Origin of the sequence: Microbacterium bandirmense (assembly GCF_037204185.1) — a bacterium.
Taxonomy (GTDB): Bacteria; Actinomycetota; Actinomycetes; order Actinomycetales; family Microbacteriaceae; genus Microbacterium; species Microbacterium bandirmense.
This window is the reverse complement of the sequence record NZ_JBBDGM010000006.1, coordinates 25,405-41,479: the sequence shown is the minus strand read 5'-3', so window position 1 is coordinate 41,479 and position 16,075 is coordinate 25,405. Positions and strand designations below refer to the sequence as shown.

Annotated in this window: 17 protein-coding genes; 13 read left to right on the top strand and 4 right to left on the bottom strand. The window is 69.5% G+C overall.

The window, feature by feature from the left end:
* Positions 1-28: 28 nt before the first annotated feature.
* Entirely contained in the window at positions 29-991 is a 963-nt protein-coding gene (locus WDU99_RS08260; RefSeq protein ID WP_337331976.1) for a DUF2510 domain-containing protein, read from the bottom strand.
* 178 nt (positions 992-1,169) lie between these two features.
* Between WDU99_RS08260 and ftsE the strand changes: the two genes are divergently transcribed.
* From ftsE to smpB, 3 genes are all read left to right on the top strand, one after another.
* Positions 1,170-2,198 (top strand): cell division ATP-binding protein FtsE, encoded by a 1,029-nt coding sequence (gene ftsE / locus WDU99_RS08255; protein WP_337331975.1) that lies wholly within the window; start codon positions 1,170-1,172, stop codon positions 2,196-2,198.
* A complete protein-coding gene (gene ftsX, locus WDU99_RS08250) occupies positions 2,195-3,109 on the top strand; it encodes a permease-like cell division protein FtsX (protein WP_337331974.1) in 915 nt (304 codons plus the stop codon). The genes ftsE and ftsX overlap by 4 nt, the downstream gene beginning before the upstream one ends.
* A gap of 65 nt (positions 3,110-3,174) precedes the next feature.
* Positions 3,175-3,651 (top strand): SsrA-binding protein SmpB, encoded by a 477-nt coding sequence (gene smpB, locus WDU99_RS08245; RefSeq protein ID WP_337331973.1) that lies wholly within the window; start codon positions 3,175-3,177, stop codon positions 3,649-3,651.
* A gap of 3 nt (positions 3,652-3,654) precedes the next feature.
* On the opposite strand, the gene WDU99_RS08240 is transcribed toward smpB, so the two are convergent.
* On the bottom strand, positions 3,655-5,538 hold the full coding sequence (locus tag WDU99_RS08240) for a prolyl oligopeptidase family serine peptidase (RefSeq protein WP_337331972.1): 1,884 nt from the start codon (positions 5,536-5,538) through the stop codon (positions 3,655-3,657).
* A 133-nt stretch (positions 5,539-5,671) separates the two neighbouring features.
* On the opposite strand from WDU99_RS08240, the gene WDU99_RS08235 reads away from it, so the two are divergent.
* Together WDU99_RS08235 and metE are read left to right on the top strand one after the other, a co-directional pair.
* A complete protein-coding gene (locus WDU99_RS08235; RefSeq protein WP_337331971.1) occupies positions 5,672-6,613 on the top strand; it encodes a methylenetetrahydrofolate reductase in 942 nt (313 codons plus the stop codon).
* 8 nt (positions 6,614-6,621) lie between these two features.
* A complete protein-coding gene (gene metE, locus WDU99_RS08230; RefSeq protein WP_337331970.1) occupies positions 6,622-8,934 on the top strand; it encodes a 5-methyltetrahydropteroyltriglutamate--homocysteine S-methyltransferase in 2,313 nt (770 codons plus the stop codon).
* A gap of 106 nt (positions 8,935-9,040) precedes the next feature.
* On the opposite strand, the gene lexA is transcribed toward metE, so the two are convergent.
* Entirely contained in the window at positions 9,041-9,727 is a 687-nt protein-coding gene (gene lexA / locus WDU99_RS08225) for a transcriptional repressor LexA (RefSeq protein ID WP_337331969.1), read from the bottom strand.
* A 302-nt stretch (positions 9,728-10,029) separates the two neighbouring features.
* Here lexA and WDU99_RS08220 point away from each other — a divergent pair, with 302 nt between their 5' ends.
* The 6 genes from WDU99_RS08220 to WDU99_RS08195 all read left to right on the top strand — a co-directional run bounded on the left by WDU99_RS08220 (position 10,030) and on the right by WDU99_RS08195 (position 14,391).
* The gene (locus tag WDU99_RS08220; protein WP_337331968.1) at positions 10,030-10,392 is read left to right on the top strand and encodes a LysM peptidoglycan-binding domain-containing protein; all 363 of its coding nucleotides are present in this window, start codon (positions 10,030-10,032) and stop codon (positions 10,390-10,392) included.
* A 44-nt stretch (positions 10,393-10,436) separates the two neighbouring features.
* Positions 10,437-11,528: a histidinol-phosphate transaminase gene (locus WDU99_RS08215; protein ID WP_337331967.1), complete on the top strand. Its 1,092-nt coding sequence runs from the start codon at positions 10,437-10,439 to the stop codon at positions 11,526-11,528.
* The gene (hisB, locus tag WDU99_RS08210) at positions 11,525-12,148 is read left to right on the top strand and encodes an imidazoleglycerol-phosphate dehydratase HisB (RefSeq protein WP_337331966.1); all 624 of its coding nucleotides are present in this window, start codon (positions 11,525-11,527) and stop codon (positions 12,146-12,148) included. Before WDU99_RS08215 ends, hisB begins: the two co-directional genes overlap by 4 nt.
* Positions 12,145-12,777, top strand: a complete 633-nt coding sequence (gene hisH / locus WDU99_RS08205) for an imidazole glycerol phosphate synthase subunit HisH (RefSeq protein WP_337331965.1) — start codon at positions 12,145-12,147, stop codon at positions 12,775-12,777. Before hisB ends, hisH begins: the two co-directional genes overlap by 4 nt.
* Before the next feature lie 92 nt (positions 12,778-12,869).
* Positions 12,870-13,616, top strand: a complete 747-nt coding sequence (priA, locus tag WDU99_RS08200) for a bifunctional 1-(5-phosphoribosyl)-5-((5-phosphoribosylamino)methylideneamino)imidazole-4-carboxamide isomerase/phosphoribosylanthranilate isomerase PriA (protein WP_337331964.1) — start codon at positions 12,870-12,872, stop codon at positions 13,614-13,616.
* On the top strand, positions 13,600-14,391 hold the full coding sequence (locus tag WDU99_RS08195) for an SseB family protein (protein ID WP_337331963.1): 792 nt from the start codon (positions 13,600-13,602) through the stop codon (positions 14,389-14,391). The genes priA and WDU99_RS08195 overlap by 17 nt, the downstream gene beginning before the upstream one ends.
* A gap of 151 nt (positions 14,392-14,542) precedes the next feature.
* Here WDU99_RS08195 and WDU99_RS08190 read toward each other — a convergent pair whose 3' ends face one another.
* Positions 14,543-14,917 (bottom strand): DUF1844 domain-containing protein, encoded by a 375-nt coding sequence (locus WDU99_RS08190; RefSeq protein ID WP_337332180.1) that lies wholly within the window; start codon positions 14,915-14,917, stop codon positions 14,543-14,545.
* Positions 14,918-15,164: 247 nt separating this feature from the next.
* On the opposite strand from WDU99_RS08190, the gene infC reads away from it, so the two are divergent.
* Together infC and rpmI are read left to right on the top strand one after the other, a co-directional pair.
* Positions 15,165-15,788, top strand: coding sequence for a translation initiation factor IF-3 (gene infC, locus WDU99_RS08185; RefSeq protein ID WP_337332179.1), 624 nt, complete (start codon positions 15,165-15,167; stop codon positions 15,786-15,788).
* A gap of 74 nt (positions 15,789-15,862) precedes the next feature.
* The gene (gene rpmI / locus WDU99_RS08180) at positions 15,863-16,060 is read left to right on the top strand and encodes a 50S ribosomal protein L35 (protein ID WP_179410442.1); all 198 of its coding nucleotides are present in this window, start codon (positions 15,863-15,865) and stop codon (positions 16,058-16,060) included.
* The last annotated feature ends 15 nt before the right edge of the window (positions 16,061-16,075 follow it).

The window sequence follows — 16,075 nt, the reverse complement described above, 5'->3', positions numbered from 1 at the left end:
CGGGCCTTCGTCGTGTCGACGGTCCCGCTTACGGGATCAGGCAGGTGCTCATGCCGTCGGTGAGCTTCTCGGTGAACTCGGTGGCGGCATCGACGTCGGAGAGCGTCTCGTCACCCGAGGCGATCACCCACAGGGTCTCGTCGGGGATGTCGGAGGCCACGAAGTAGTCGGCGTAGCAGGTGATCTGCTCGTCGGTGAGTTCGTCGGTCATGCCCATCGTCGCGATGATCTCCTCGAACCCGGTGGCGACCTCGTCGGCCGAGGGGCGACCCTCGCCCGAGGCGTCGGTGGGCTCATCGGAGTCGGTCTCGTCGGGCTCGACGGTGTCGGAGGTTGAGGACGGGTAGCTGCTGTACTCGCTCGCCTGCTGGGCGAGTGCGAAGATGCCGATCACGATCAGGACCGAAACGATCAAGCCGATCACGGATGCGACAAGCCCGACGATGCCCGGCCACTTCGCGCCCTTCATGAACAGGGCGATGATCGAGAGCACGAGACCGATAACCGGCAGGAAGAGACCGACGAAGGGAATCCAGCAGATCAGCAGCCCCAGCAGTGCAACGCCGAAGGCGATCCAGCCGATGACAGAGACCTTCTTCTTTGGCCCGGCCGGCTCGCCGGGGCCCTGGTAGGCACCGCCCCCCTGATAGGCCCCATACTGATCTCCCGTGCCGGGCGCCTGGTAGGCACCGGGGTAGGCCGCGGTCGCGTTCACATCGGCGAACCCGGGCGCGGCCGGAGGCGCGTAGCCGGGCGCAGCGACATCCGAGGGCGGGTAGGCCTGAGTGGGCTGCTCGTCCTGCGATGCCGGCGTGGCGATGTCTTCGCGCAGCACGGTCGCGTCGGGGTCGAAGGCCGGGATGCCGGCCTCCGACGTCGCGGCGTCAGCCGCGTTCTGCCCCTCCGGGGCGAAGTTCTCGGTCCACTGCTGGCCGTCCCACCAGCGCTGACGACCGGATCCGTCGTCGTACCATCCTGCAGGCGTGCTCATGGCAGCACCCTCCTCACGTCTGTCCCGGCCTCGGCCGGCATCCCCTCATCGGCGTCGAAATGCGCCCCTACGTGTATATCAGTCGCAGGACGCGGGCAGGTGCCTGATCGCCGCCACCCGACACCCGGGGAGTGTCGCTGTGCCTCGAACGGCGACGCGCGCCTAGGCTCGAAACGCCATGATCCGGTTCGAAAACGTCACCAAGCGCTATCGCGGCACCAAACGCCCGGCGCTCTCCGATGTCGACTTCAACGTCGAGGCGGGTGAGTTCGTGTTCCTCGTCGGAGCATCGGGCTCGGGGAAGTCCACCTGCCTGCGTCTGATCCTCCGCGAAGACGTGCCCACCACCGGCCGTGTCGCCGTGCTCGGTCGGGACCTGCGCTCGCTCGCCAACCGCAAGGTGCCCTACTTCCGGCGCCAGATCGGGTCGGTGTTCCAGGACTTCCGCCTGCTGCCGTCGAAGACCGTGGCGCAGAACGTCGCCTTCTCCCTGCAGGTGATCGGCTCCTCACGCGGATTCATCCAGCAGGCCGTGCCCGAGGCGCTCGCGCTGGTCGGCCTCGACGGCAAGGCCAAGCGCATGCCGCATGAGCTCTCCGGCGGCGAGCAGCAGCGCGTCGCGATCGCACGCGCCATCGTCAACCGGCCCAAGGTGCTGCTGGCCGACGAGCCCACCGGAAACCTCGACCCGGCCACCTCGGTCGGCATCATGCAGCTGCTCACCCGCATCAACGCCGGCGGCACGACCGTGGTGATGGCGACGCACGAGGCCGCGTTCGTCGACCAGATGCAGCGGCGCGTGATCGAGCTGCAGAACGGCGTGATGGTGCGCGACGAGCTGGGTGGCGGCTACGGCGACACCTCCAGCATCCCGCGTCTGCAGCCCGAGACGGTGCGCGGCGCTGCCGCCGCAGCGGCGCTGACAGCCGTGCAGGAGGTGCAGCGCGAGACCGCTGCCGTCCCCGAGGTGCGCCCGCCCGACCCGCCCGCCGAGACGAACCGACCCACTCGCGCCGCCGAGCCCGCGGCATCCGGCGAGCCCGCGGACGCCGGGCAGGCGCCGGCATCCGGCGACGAGCAGGCCTCCGCCCGCGTGCCGCGCACGAACCCGATCATCCTGCCTGAGGTCGACGTCGCCGAGCTCGGCATGGCCGATCGTCTCGGCCTCTCCGACGGCGACGACGAGGAAGTGGGTCCCACGTCATGAGATTCGGACTCATCGTCGGTGAGGCACTCGCAGGGCTGCGCCGCAACATCTCCATGGTCATCTCGGTCGTGCTGGTCACCTTCGTGTCGCTGACCTTCGTGGGCGCGGCGATCCTCATGCAGACCCAGATCAGCACCATGCGCGCGTACTGGGGCGAGCAGGCCGAGGTCACGGTGTACATGTGCTCTCCGCTGTCGACGTCGGCGAACTGCGTCGACGGGGCGGCCACCCCCGAGCAGGTGGAGAGGATCCAGCAGGATCTCGACGGCGACGCCCTGTCGCCGCTGATCAGCGACGTGGTCTTCGAAGACAAGCAGGCCACCTTCGAGCTCTGGGTCGAGCGCTTCGGCGAGGAGCAGGCAGGAGCGTTCGGCGTCGAGAACATGGGCGAGGTGTTCCGCGTCACCCTGAAGGACCCGCAGCAGTCCGACGTCATCAGCGAGGCGTTCTCGGGCGTTTCCGGTGTCGACGAGGTGCAGGACCAGCGCAAGCTGCTCGATCCGCTCTTCTCGGGGCTGACGGTGGCGACGTACATCGCCGTCGGTGTCGCGGCTCTCATGCTGATCGCGGCGGTGCTGCTGATCGGCACGACCATCCGCCTGTCGGCGTACGCCCGCCGCAAGGAGATCGCGATCATGCGTCTGGTCGGCGCGTCGAACCGATCGATCCAGCTGCCGTTCGTGCTCGAGGGTGTGTTCGCGGCGTTCCTCGGCTCGGTGCTCGCCAGCGGCGCGGTGCTCGCCGGCGTGCAATTCGGGGTCGAGGGCTATCTCGCCGAGCGGGTGCCGTTCATGCGTCCGCTGGTCGGGATGTCGGATGCCGTCTTCGTGGTGCCGGTGCTGATCGGGATCGGCATCGTGCTCGCCGCCCTGTCGGCCGGCTTCGCGATCCGCCGCTGGCTGCGCGCTTAGCACCGGCTGCGCGCGCGGCCACATCCGGCATATACTTGTGGGCTGCCCATCGTCAGGAGAAGAACATGCCCAGGGAACGCGGTGAGAAGGTCATCGCGACCAACCGTCGCGCGCGTCACGACTACAACCTCGAGAAGTCGTACGAAGCAGGCCTCGTGCTCACCGGCACCGAGGTGAAGTCGCTGCGCCAGGGGCGCGCGAACCTCAGCGACGGCTACGCGTACATCAAGGGCGGCGAGGCCTTCCTCGACGCGGTGCACATCCCGGAGTACTCGCAGGGGCACTGGACCAACCACTCCGCCAAGCGCATCCGCAAGCTGCTGCTGCACCGTGACGAGATCCACAAGCTCGAGCACGCCGTCTCGGCCGGCGGCTACACGCTGATCCCGCTGCGACTGTATTTCTCGGACGGGCGCGCCAAGGTCGAGATCGCCCTGGCCAAGGGCAAGCGCGAGTTCGACAAGCGGCAGACGCTGCGCGAGCGGCAGGACACCCGCGAGGCCGAGCGCGCCATGCGCACCCGCAACCGCATGGGGGAGTAGTCCTCACACCTGCGGGTCGAAGCCGAACACCCGGCCGAGGAAGCGCAGCTCGGTCTCCAGCGACGAGATGATCGTCTCCGCCGCGCGGAACCCGTGCCCCTCGCCCTCGTACAGCACGTACTCGTGCGGCACGCCGCGGGCGGCCAGCGCGTCGCGGATCGCCTCCGACTGCGACGGCGGCACCACCCGATCCTCGCTGCCCTGCTCCAGCAGCACCGGCACGTCGATCCGATCGACGTGCGACAGGGGAGAGCGCTCGATGTACACCGCCTCCGTCTCGGGCAGCGGGCCCACGAGACCGTCGAGGTAGCGCGCCTCGAAGTCGTGGGTCTCGGCCGCCAGCATCCGCAGGTCGGCGACGCCGTACCGTGAGATTCCGGCGCCGAAGGTGCCGCCGCGCACGAGCGCGCTCAGCACGGTCCAGCCTCCGGCGGACCCGCCGCGGATCGCGATCCGGTCGGGATCGGCGAGCCCGGCATCCGCCAACCCGCGCGCCGCCGCGATCACGTCGTCGACGTCGACGACACCCCATGCGCCGTCGAGGCGCTCGCGGTACGCGCGACCGTAGCCGGTCGATCCGCCGTAGTTCACATCCAGCACGCCGATTCCCCGGCTGGTCCAGTACGCATAGGCGGTGGATGCGGCACCTGAGACGTGCGAGGTGGGACCGCCGTGCACCATGACGATGTACGGCGGCAGCTCGCCCTGCGGCGCCGTGACGTCGGGGTTGGCGGGCGGGTAGTCGAAGGCGTGCACGGCGCCGTGCCGGCCCTCGAACGTGACCGGCCGCGCACGCGGCACCCAGGCGGCGTCCGCCTCGTCGCCGCCGGTGATGGTCGTCACCGTGCCGCGATCCACGTCGAGACACCACAGGCCCGCGCCCACCGTCGCACCGGAACCCGAGATGAGCACGCGCGAACCGGTGGCGTCGTCGACACTCGCGCCGGCCGTGATCGGCACGGTCAGCAGTTCGACCCGGCCATCGGCGCCGAGGAGCACGATCTCATCCTGACCGTTGGTGCGCACGGCGACGATGCGGCCGTCGTCGAGCGGCTGATACCAGCGGTTGCCGAGCACCCACAGTCCGCCACCGGTATCGGAATCGGCGGGAGCGACCGGCTCGGGCGGCGGCGTCGCGGACGTGTCCGTCAGACGCACACGCTGCAGGTTCCACCTGCCGGTCGGATCGTCGAGGTAGAGCAGTTCGTCGTCGGCCGTCCACTCCGGCTGCAGCGCAGCTCTGGTCGCGATCGACGCGATCTGATCGCCGCCCGCGACTTGATCACCGTCGACGGGGGCGACATGCAGCAGCGCCCGATCCCACGGCATGTGCACCGTGCTCCACTGCACCCACGCGACGTGCGAGCCGTCGGGCGAGAGCGCGGGGTGCGCGACGAATCCGCTCGTCGCGATCACGGTCGTCAATGCGGCGTCGTCCTCCGCGGCCGACCCGTCCAGCGGGATCTCGACGATCGCGCGCACGTGCGGCTCGGGGCGCAGATCCTCGCGCACCGCCAGCAGACGCCCGTGCTGCGCGCGCAGCCCCCCGTAAGCCGCCCCCGGTGCGGTCAGTGGCACCGGGGCGCCGGCACGGGGCATCCGATACACGCGCTGATCCGCGCCGTCGACGAAGAACAGGGTGCCGTCGGCGTCCGCCGTCCACGACCCGCCGCCGTACTCGTGCACGCGCGAACGCGCGTTCCACGGAGCCGGCAGGATCTCGGCTCCCGATGAGCTGCGCACGGTGATTCGCCCGCCCTCGGAGGGCACCGATTCCCCCCACCAGATCTCGTCGCCCACGAAGCGGGCCCCGTCGATGCGGGGGGATGCCTGCGCGATGTGCGCAGCGGTGAACGGAGACGGCCACGATCCGAACGACGAGGTCATGCATCCGAGCCTAACGGCGGACCGCGAGTGTCACACGGCGTCACACATCGTGCATCCGAGCGGGCCGCTCACTTAGCGTTCTGGGTGCGCCCCCGGCGTGCCCTATGCACCCCGACACCGTGAGGAGAATGTCATGAGCAGCGTCCCGTTCTCCTTCGAGCTGTACCCGCCGCGCACCGAGGCCAGCACGCAGGCCCTGCACGCCACGATCGACCACCTCGCCGCGGCCGGACCCGACTTCCTCTCGGTCACCTACGGCGCGGGCGGCTCGACGGGCGGGCGATCGCTCGAGGTGCTGCGCTACATCCGCGCGCACACCGACACCGAGCCGCTCGCCCACCTGACCTGCGTCGGAAACACCTACACCGGCGCCGCCCGGCTGATCCGGGAGTTCCTCGACGCCGGAGTGCGCAGCTTCCTCGCCCTGCGCGGCGACCCGCCCGCCGGGCACGACGAGGACGAGCCGTTCCTCGGCGATCTCGAGAGCTCGGCGCAGCTGGTACAGCTCATCGACCGGGTGCAGGCCGAGCGGGCGCCGTACGAGGAGTCGCCCGTTCCCGGAAACCCCGGTGCGGTGCGCGTGGCGCCGCGCAGCAAGGTGAACATCGCCGTCGCGGCATTCCCCAACGGGCATCCGCGCTCCGCGTACAGCAGTCAGCACGTCGACGCGCTGCTGGCCAAGCAGGCGGCCGGGGCGACCCTCGCGATCACGCAGCTGTTCTTCCATCCCGACCACTACCTGGCCTTCGTCGAGCGCGCGCGTCGCGCCGGCGTCACCATCCCGATCCTGCCCGGAATCATGCCGATCACCTCACCCGCCCGTCTGACGCGCGTGCTCGAGCTGACCGGTGAGGAGCTGCCGAGCGAACTGGCCATCGCCCTCGAGATCGAGCCGACCGCCGAAGGGCGCCGGCAGATCGGCATCCGCTGGGCATCCGATCTCGTCCGCGCCGTCGTCGACGGCGGTGCACCGGGGGTGCACCTCTACGCCTTCAACCAGCACGACACCGTGCTGGACGTCCTCCGCGCGGCGGACGTGATCCCCGACTGTCAGCTCTCCGCACCATCGAAGTAAGGAACACCATGACCGCTTTCCCCGCTGGAACGATCCTCGGCTACCCGCGCATCGGCCGTCGCCGCGAGCTGAAGAAGGCGGTCGAGTCCTTCTGGGCCGGTCGCTCCGACCTGGCTGAGCTCGAGAGCACCGCCGCCGAGCTGCGCGCAGCGACGCGCGCCCGTCTCGCCGAGCTGGGTCTCGGTCGCGAGGACTCGGCGATCCCCGAGTCGTTCTCGTTCTACGACCAGGTGCTCGACGCCGCCGTGACGGTCGGTGCGATCCCGGCGCGCTTCGAGGACCTGCGCGACGCCGATGGCTCCATCGGCCTGCCGGCCTACTTCACCATCGCGCGCGGCGAGGGTGACCGCGCCGCGTCGGAGATGACGAAGTGGTTCGACTCCAACTACCACTACCTGGTTCCCGAGATCGGCCCGGAGACGACGTTCTCGCTCTCGAACGACAGCCTCGTGCAGCAGGTGCGTGAGGCGGTCGCGGGCGGCTACCGCACCCGCCCGGTCATCGTCGGACCCGTCACGCTGCTCGCGCTGGCGAAGGCGTCGGATGCCGCACCCGAGGGCTACGACCCGCTCAGCCGTCTGGACGATGTGCTGCCGGTGTACGTCGAGCTGCTCGGCCGGCTGAAGGCCGCGGGCGCGGACTGGGTGCAGCTCGACGAGCCCGCGCTGGTGAGCGAGTCGCTGCCGGCCGACCCGGCGACGCTGGCGGATGCCGCACATCGCGCCCTCGCCGTGCTGGGCGCCGAGTCGGAGCGTCCGTCGATCCTCGTCGCCGCGCCCTACGCGGCGCTCGGTGACACGCTCGCCGTGCTGGCTGCCGCGCCCATCGAGGCGATCGCGATCGACCTGGTGCGCGGTGGCGTGCCGGCCGCGCTCCCCGAACTCGGTGAGAAGACGCTCGTCGGCGGTGTGATCGACGGGCACAACATCTGGCGCGGCGACCTCGCCGGCGCCTTCGGCAAGCTCGAGCAGCTGCGTGCCCTCGGCGCCGTATCGGTCGCCGCCTCGACCTCGACGTCGCTGCTGCACGTGCCGCACGATGTCAGCGACGAGAGCCTGCTCGATGACCGTCTGGTGTCGTGGCTCGCCTTCGCCGACCAGAAGGTCGGCCAGGTCGTCACCCTCGCCGCCGGGCTCGCACAGGGTGCGGATGCCATCGCCGAGGAGCTGCAGGCGGCGTCGTCCGCACTCGCCGACCGTCGGGATGCGCCGGGCGTTCGCGACGGCGCCGTGCGCGGGCGCACGCTGGCGGATGCCGATTTCGCACGCGCACCCTATGAGGCGCGCGAGGAGGCGCAGCGGGCGCTGGGCCTGCCGGCGCTGCCGCTGACCACCATCGGATCGTTCCCGCAGACCGGCGACATCCGCCGCGCCCGCGCGCAGTTCACTCGCGGCGAGCTGCCCGCCGACGACTACGAGGACTTCCTCAAGCGCGAGATCGACAGCGTCGTCGCGCTGCAGGAGGATCTGGGCCTCGATGTGCTCGTGCACGGCGAGCCCGAGCGCAACGACATGGTGCAGTACTTCGCCGAGAACCTCGACGGCTTCGCGGTGACCCAGCACGGCTGGGTGCAGTCCTACGGATCGCGCGCCACGCGTCCGTCGATCCTGTGGGGCGACGTGTCGCGTCCTGCGCCCATCACCGTGTCGTGGGCGTCGTACGCGCAGTCGCTGAGCGTGAAGCCGGTCAAGGGCATGCTGACCGGCCCGGTGACGATCCTCGCGTGGTCGTTCGTGCGCGACGACCAGCCCCTGGGCGAGACGGCCAACCAGGTCGCCCTCGCGCTGCGCGACGAGATCGGCGACCTGGAGGCGGCCGGCATCGGCATCATCCAGGTCGATGAGCCGGCGCTGCGCGAACTGCTGCCGCTGAAGAGCATCGACCAGCCGGCATACCTCGACTGGTCGGTCGGCTCGTTCCGTCTCGCCACCGGCGGTGCGGCGGCCGCCACCCAGATCCACACGCACCTCTGCTACTCGGAGTTCGGCGTCGTCATCGACGCGATCCGCGCGCTGGATGCCGACGTCACCTCGATCGAGGCCGCTCGCAGCCGGATGGACGTGGTCGACGACATCGCTGCGAACGGATTCGATCACGGCATCGGCCCTGGAGTCTACGACATCCACTCGCCGCGGGTTCCCGGCGTGGACGAGATCGAGGTGCTGCTGCGTCGCGCCGTCGACGCGCTGCCCGTGCGCCAGCTCTGGGTCAACCCCGACTGCGGGCTGAAGACCCGCGGCTACGACGAGACGGTCGCCTCGCTGCGCAACATCGTCGAGGCCACCCGCCGCGTGCGTGAGGACGTGTCGGTCGCGGTCTGAGCCGCGCATACGCGAGGCGATATCCACCGACGCCCCCTCGCACCGTCGACGCCCCCTCCCAGATGCGCATCTGGAAGGGGGCGTCGGCGTTCAGAGGGGGCGTGGATCAGACCGCGCGCAGCACCGCCACGACCTTGCCGAGCACCACGGCATCGTCGCCCAGGATCGGCTCGAAGGCGGAGTTGCGGGGGAGCAGCCAGGTGTGGCCATCGCGCTGGCGGAACGTCTTGACCGTGGCCTCGCCGTCGATCATGGCGGCCACGATCTCGCCGTTCTCGGCGGTGTTCTGTGTGCGCACCACGACCCAGTCCCCGTCGCAGATCGCGGCATCGATCATCGACTCGCCGCTGACCTTGAGCATGAACAGGTCGCCCTTGCCCACCAGCTGGCGCGGCAGCGGGAAGATCTCGTCGACCTGCTGGTCGGCGGTGATCGGCACCCCGGCGGCGATCTGACCGACCAGGGGCACGAGCGCGGCGTCGCCGACGGTCGGCGAGGTGTCGGCGGGGTTCTCGGTGCCGGAGCCCGGCAGGTCGATCAGCACCTCCATGGCCCGCGTCTTGCCCGGGTCGCGGCGCAGGTAGCCGCTGAGCTCGAGCTGGCCGAGCTGATGGGTCACGCTGGAGAGTGACTTCAGGCCGACGGCGTCGCCGATCTCGCGCATGCTCGGCGGGTAGCCGTGCCGGGCGATCGACGTCTGGATCACCTCGAGGATCGCCATCTGCTTGGCGCTGAGATTCTTGCGACGCCGTGTGCGCGGAGCCTCGGATGCGGGGGCGGGGGTGTCGCTCATCGGTGCTCCTTCGTGCGTTCCTGCCGGTGCGGGAACCGCGGCTGCGCGGCGTTCCGGTTCGAATGTCGGTGGCCCATGGTGGGCTGTCTTCATCGAAACCGTATCCGAGAACATGCCCGAATCGGAAGATCTGTTCGAGCGTGTCGACAAAGTCACGGGTGTGGTTTCGAAGAAGTCTTGACAGATGTTCGATATCGAAGATAAGTTCGGTACGTAGCTTCGCATCCGGCATCCCCGGCCGGATGCCGGATGCGAAAGCTGTACCACTTCCACCCCATGGCGGGGAGAGCAGAGGAGTCACCATGAGCACGATCGGAATCCAGGCGACGACGAGCCGACCGGTCCCGATGGCCACCCGGCTGCGGATCACCGCCCGTGGTCGCCGGGTGCTCGCGGTGGCGGCGGCCCTTCCCGTCGCGGTGGGCATCGCCTTCTCAGTGCTCGCCGGCGGTTCGGCGCTCGCGTCCGGCTCTCACAGCGAGCCGGTCTCGTTCGAGTCGGTCACCGTGCTGCCGGGTGACAGCCTGTGGTCGATCGCCGCTGAAGCGGCACCCGGCGCAGACCCGCGCGTGGTCATCGAAGACATCAAGCGCCTGAACAACCTCAGCTCCGGTGCGATCCAGGTCGGTGCCGAGATCTCCATTCCCACCGCCTACACGAGCTGACGCCCGGCGTCATCGAGCCTCCACTCACGGCCACCCGCTCTACGATGGGAAGGGTGACCTCCCTCGATGAGCTGCCCCTCCGCGATGACCTTCGCGGACTCACTCCCTACGGCGCCCCGCAGGCTCCTCTGCCCGTCGCGCTGAACGTGAACGAGAACACGCATCCGGTTCCCGATGAGGTCGCCAGTGACATCCTCGATGACATCGCCCTCGCTCTGCGCGATGTCAACAGGTACCCCGACCGCGAGTTCACGGCGCTCCGCGAGGGATTCGCCGAGTACCTCGGACACGGGTTGACCGCCGATCAGATCTGGGCGGGCAACGGGTCCAACGAAGTGCTGCAGCACATCATGCAGGCCTTCGCCGGACCCGGACGCACGGTGTTCGGGTTCGCGCCGACCTACTCGATGTACCCGCTGATCGCCCAGGGCACCGGTGCGAGCTGGGTGGCCGGCACTCGCGACGACGACTACTCGCTGAGTCCCGACGATGCTGCGGCACAGGTGGCCGCCGCGGATCCGGACGTCGTCATGGTGTGCGCACCCAACAACCCCACGGGCACCCCGCTCGGGCTCGACGTGATCGAGGCCGTGTACGAGGCCGCGCGCGGGGTCGTGATCGTCGACGAGGCCTACTTCGAGTTCGCCCCCCACGAGGCGGTATCGGCGGTGACCCTGCTGCACGGTCGCCCACGGCTGGCGGTTTCGCGCACGATGAGCAAGGCCTTCGCGTTCGCGGGCGCCCGCGTCGGCTACGTCGCAGCGGACCCGGCCTTCATCGACGCGCTGCGCCTGGTGCGGCTGCCCTACCACCTCAGTGCCCTGACTCAGGCCGCCGCCCTGGCAGCGCTCCGCAACTCCGACACGATGCTGCGCATGGTCGACGAGATCGTCGAGCAGCGCGACCGCATCTCGGCCACGCTCGAAGCGCTCGGTTTCACGCCGCACGAGTCGTGGTCGAACTTCGTGCTCTTCGGCGGGGTCGATGACCCGCCCGCACTCTGGCGCGCTCTGTACGAGCGCGGTGTGCTGATCCGTGATGTCGGCATCCCCGGACACCTGCGCGTCTCGGCAGGAACCGAGGCCGAGACCAGCGCCTTTCTCGAAGCCCTCGCATCGATAGGATCCCACTCATGAGCGACTCCCGCACCGCCCCGCAGCCGCGTACCGCGCAGCGCACCCGCAGCACGTCCGAGTCGACCGTCGAGGTGCAGGTGAACCTCGACGGAACGGGCCGGACCGACATCAACACCTCGGTGCCCTTCTTCGACCACATGCTCACCGCGTTCGCAAAGCACTCGCTCACCGATCTCACCGTCCGGGCCAAGGGCGACACGCACATCGACGCCCACCACACCGTCGAGGACATCTCGATCGTGCTCGGACAGGCCATCCGCGATGCCCTCGGTGACAAGGCGGGCATCTCGCGGTACGGCGACGCACTGGTGCCCCTGGACGAAGCCCTCGCGCAGGCCGTCGTCGACATCTCGGGTCGCCCCTTCCTGGTGCACGATGGCGAACCGGCCGGCTTCGAGTTCCACCTCATCGGCGGCCACTTCACCGGCTCGCTCGTCCGCCACGTGTTCGAGGCGATCACGCTGAACGCCGGGCTCACGGTGCACGTGCGCGTGCTCGGCGGGCGTGACCCGCACCACATCGCCGAGGCCGAGTTCAAGGCGTTCGCCCGTGCCTTCCGGCAGGCGAAGGCCATCGACCCACTGGTCGAGGGCATCCCCTCCACCAAGGGAGCGCTGTGAGCGCTCCCCGCGTCGCCGTCTTCGACTACGAGTCTGGCAACGTCCACTCGGCGGTGAAGGCCCTCGCAGCCGCCGGTGCCGAGGTCGAGCTCACCCGTGACCGCGGTCGCGCCCTCGAGGCCGATGGGCTCGTCGTGCCGGGCGTCGGGGCGTTCGCCGCTGTGCGAGACGCCCTGATCGCCCACGGCGGCGACGAGATCGTCGACCGCAGACTGGCGGGCGGGCGTCCCGTGCTCGGCATCTGCGTCGGCATGCAGATCATGTTCGAGCGCGGAGTCGAGCGCGGTCACGACGTCGAGGGACTGGGGGAGTGGCCGGGCACCGTCACCGAACTCGACGCACCGGTGCTGCCGCACATGGGCTGGAACACGGTCGAGCCGGGCGAGGGCACGGTGCTGTTCCGCGGCATCGAGCAGGAGCGCTTCTACTTCGTGCACTCCTACGCGGCCAAGACCTGGGAACTCGACGTGATCCCGCCGTTCCCGCAGCCCGCGGTCACCTACGCCACGCACGGCGAGCGCTTCATCGCGGCCGTCGAGAACGGGCCGCTGTCGGCGACCCAGTTCCACCCCGAGAAGTCCGGCGACGCCGGCATCCGCCTGCTGCGCAACTGGGTCGAAGCGCTCTGACAAGCGCAACATGGTTTGAGCGCAGCGCCGACCCGGACTACTCTCGACTCTCGTGCCCACTCGGGCCGTCGTCACCCCTCTTCAAGGAAGACATGAACGATTTCGCACAGTCACCTGCCCTGATCCTGCTGCCCGCCGTTGATGTCGCGGGCGGAAAGGCGGTGCGACTCACCCAGGGCGAGGCCGGCACCGAGACCAACTACGGCGATCCCGTCGACGCGGCCGGCGAGTTCGTCGACGCAGGCGCCCAGTGGATCCACCTCGTCGACCTCGATGCGGCATTCGGACGCGGCAGCAACACGGCCATCCTGCGCAAGGTCATCAAGCAGTACCGTGGCGTGAACGTCGAGCTTTCCGGTGGGATCCGCGACGACGCCTCGCTCGAGGCGGCGCTCGAGTCGGGCGCGGCGCGCATCAACCTGGGCACCGCGGCACTCGAGAACCCCGAGTGGGCGGCCGACGTGATCAGCCGCTACGGCGAGGCTGTGGCGGTCGGGCTCGACGTGCGCGGTACGACGCTCGCGGCCCGCGGCTGGACCAAGGAGGGCGGCGACATCTGGGAGGTGCTCGAGCGCCTCGAAGAGGCCGGGTGCAGCCGCTACGTCGTCACCGACGTCACCAAGGACGGCACACTGCGCGGCCCGAACCTCGATCTGCTGCGCGAGATCACCTCGCGCACCCCGAAGCCGGTGATCGCCTCGGGTGGTGTCTCGAACCTCGACGACATCGCCGCCCTGCGCGAGCTCGTGCCGCTGGGCGTCGAGGGCGCGATCGTCGGCAAGGCGCTCTACGCCGGTCAGTTCACGCTGGCTGAGGCACTGGATGTCGCAGGGGACTGACGACGCCTGCGACCGCGGGGCGAACACGGCCGATTCCGCCGGTGTCCCCTGGGAGGGGCGCAGCTTCGAGGCGAACCCGAATGCGGGGGACGACGGCTCCGCCGACCCCGCGCTGCTCGCGGCCCTGGTGCGCTTCCGTGCCGGCAAGGGTTCCCAGGTCGAGGTCGTCGACGCGTTCCGCCGTGCCCGCGTGCTCGTGCCGCTCGTCGCCGAGAAGGGTGATGAGGGTGTCGGGCCCACCGGCCTGAAGGTCGACAAGAGCCAGGAGCTGTCGATCGTCACCGTCGCAGCCCCGGACGGTCGGCGCGTGCAGCCGGTGTTCTCGTCGGTCGACACGATGCGGCGATGGAATGCCCTGGCGCGGCCGATCCCGGTCGAGGCGGTGCGGGTCGCGCTGTCGGCCTCCGGTGAGGAGACCGACCTGATCGTGCTCGATCCGGCATCCGACACCGAGTTCGTGCTGCGGCGGCCTGCGGTCTGGGCGATCGCGCAGGGTCAGCCCTGGGAGCCGAGCTTCCTCTCGCCCGAGGTCTTCACGGCGCTGCACGAGAGCATCGGCCAGGAGATGGCGGTGATCGACGTGTCGGTCTCGGCCGGTGATCCGGATGCCCGCATGCGCGGTCCCGAGCTGATCGTCACCCTCGAGCTGATCGACGGCCTCGACCGCGAGACCCTCGACGCCGTGCTCGCACGGCTCGCCCAGCGCTGGGCGGCGGATGACCGCATGGCCGTGCTGGTCGACTCGCTGACGGTGAAGCTCACCCGCTCCGCCTGACCTCTCTTCCTCACTTCTCATTCAAAGGTCAACCTGAGACGCAAGGCGGAGGGAAGGTTCCCGGAGCGAGCATCGGGGAGGGACCCGCGAAGCGGGAGGGGTACCCGCTCTGCGAGCGCAGGGATCCTTCCCGCAGCCGGCTCTCAGTGCCTCAGTTGACCGGCCCGGTCCACTTCTCGCCGGGGCCCTGGCCGATGGCATCCGGGATCGACGACGCCTCGCGGAACGCGAGCTGCAGTGAGCGCAGGCCGTCGCGCAGGGGAGCGGCATGGGCGCTGCTGATCTCGGGGGCGCCGGCGGTGATGAGCCCGGCCAGGGCGTTGATCAGCTTGCGCGCCTCGTCGAGATCGAGCTGGTTGTCGGGGTCGTCGGCCAGGCCCAGCTTGACGGCGGCGGCGCTCATCAGGTGCACGGCCGTCGTGGTGATCACTTCGACGGCGGGAACGTCGGCGATGTCGCGGCTTGCCGCGTTCGCGGCGCGCTCCTGCTGTTCCCAGGTCTCGTGGCGGTGGTCGTCAGCAGGAATCGTCACTTCGGGGTGCTTTCTGGTAGACTTCTGCGGGCTCCGGAGCTTTCTGCTCCGGTACGAAAGAGGATCGAATCCCACCCGCGCTTGCCGTTCCAGGCTACCGGGTTCTGCACCCCGCCGGATTCCGGTGGAAAGGGTGTGTAAGCCGGTGCTTCTCATGCATCGGCGGGTGGGGAGAACTCCGACTTCGCCCGAGACGCACAAAGCGGATCGGTGGCCGAAACCCACGTCTAAGGAGCTCCGCATCAGCGATCCCCGTACCAATGAGCGCATCCGCGTCCCCGAGGTCCGCCTCGTCGGCCCCGCGGGTGAGCAGATCGGCGTTGTCCGCATCGAGGCAGCGCTGCGTCTGGCCCAGGAAGCCGACCTCGACCTCGTCGAGGTGGCGCCCAACTCCAAGCCGCCCGTGGTCAAGATCATGGACTACGGCAAGTTCAAGTACGAGGCCGCGCAGAAGGCCAAGGAAGCGCGCCGCAACCAGGCGAACACCATCCTCAAGGAGGTCCGCTTCCGCCTGAAGATCGAGGCCCACGACTACACGACCAAGCTCAAGCGCGCCGAGGGCTTCCTCAAGGCGGGCGACAAGGTCAAGGCCATGATCCTGTTCCGCGGACGTGAGCAGTCGCGCCCCGAGCAGGGCGTGCGTCTGCTGCGCAAGTTCGCCGAGGACGTCGCCGAGTTCGGCACGGTCGAGTCGAACCCGACCATCGACGGCCGAAACATGGTGATGGTCGTCGCGCCGCTGAAGAACAAGTCCGAGGCCAAGGCAGAGCAGAACGCCGTCCGCTCCGCCAACAAGCAGGCAGCCCGCGATGCGAAGTCCGCCGCGCAGGGCGGCGACGCCGCCAAGGACGAATCCGCCGCCTGAGCGGCCCCCCAGTCTCCCGCTTGCGAGCGGGTATCCACCGTCGCCCGCCAGGGCGCCACACGAAGGAAGAGAAGATGCCGAAGCAGAAGACCCACTCGGGTGCGAAGAAGCGCTTCAAGATCACCGGCAGCGGAAAGCTGAAGAAGCAGCAGGCCGGTATGCGCCACAACCTCGAGCACAAGTCGAGCCGTCGCACCCGTCGCCTGAACCAGGACCAGGTGCTCTCGAAGGCCGACTCCAAGGTCGCGAACAAGCTTCTCGGTCGCGGCTGAGCGCCCGGACTGAAC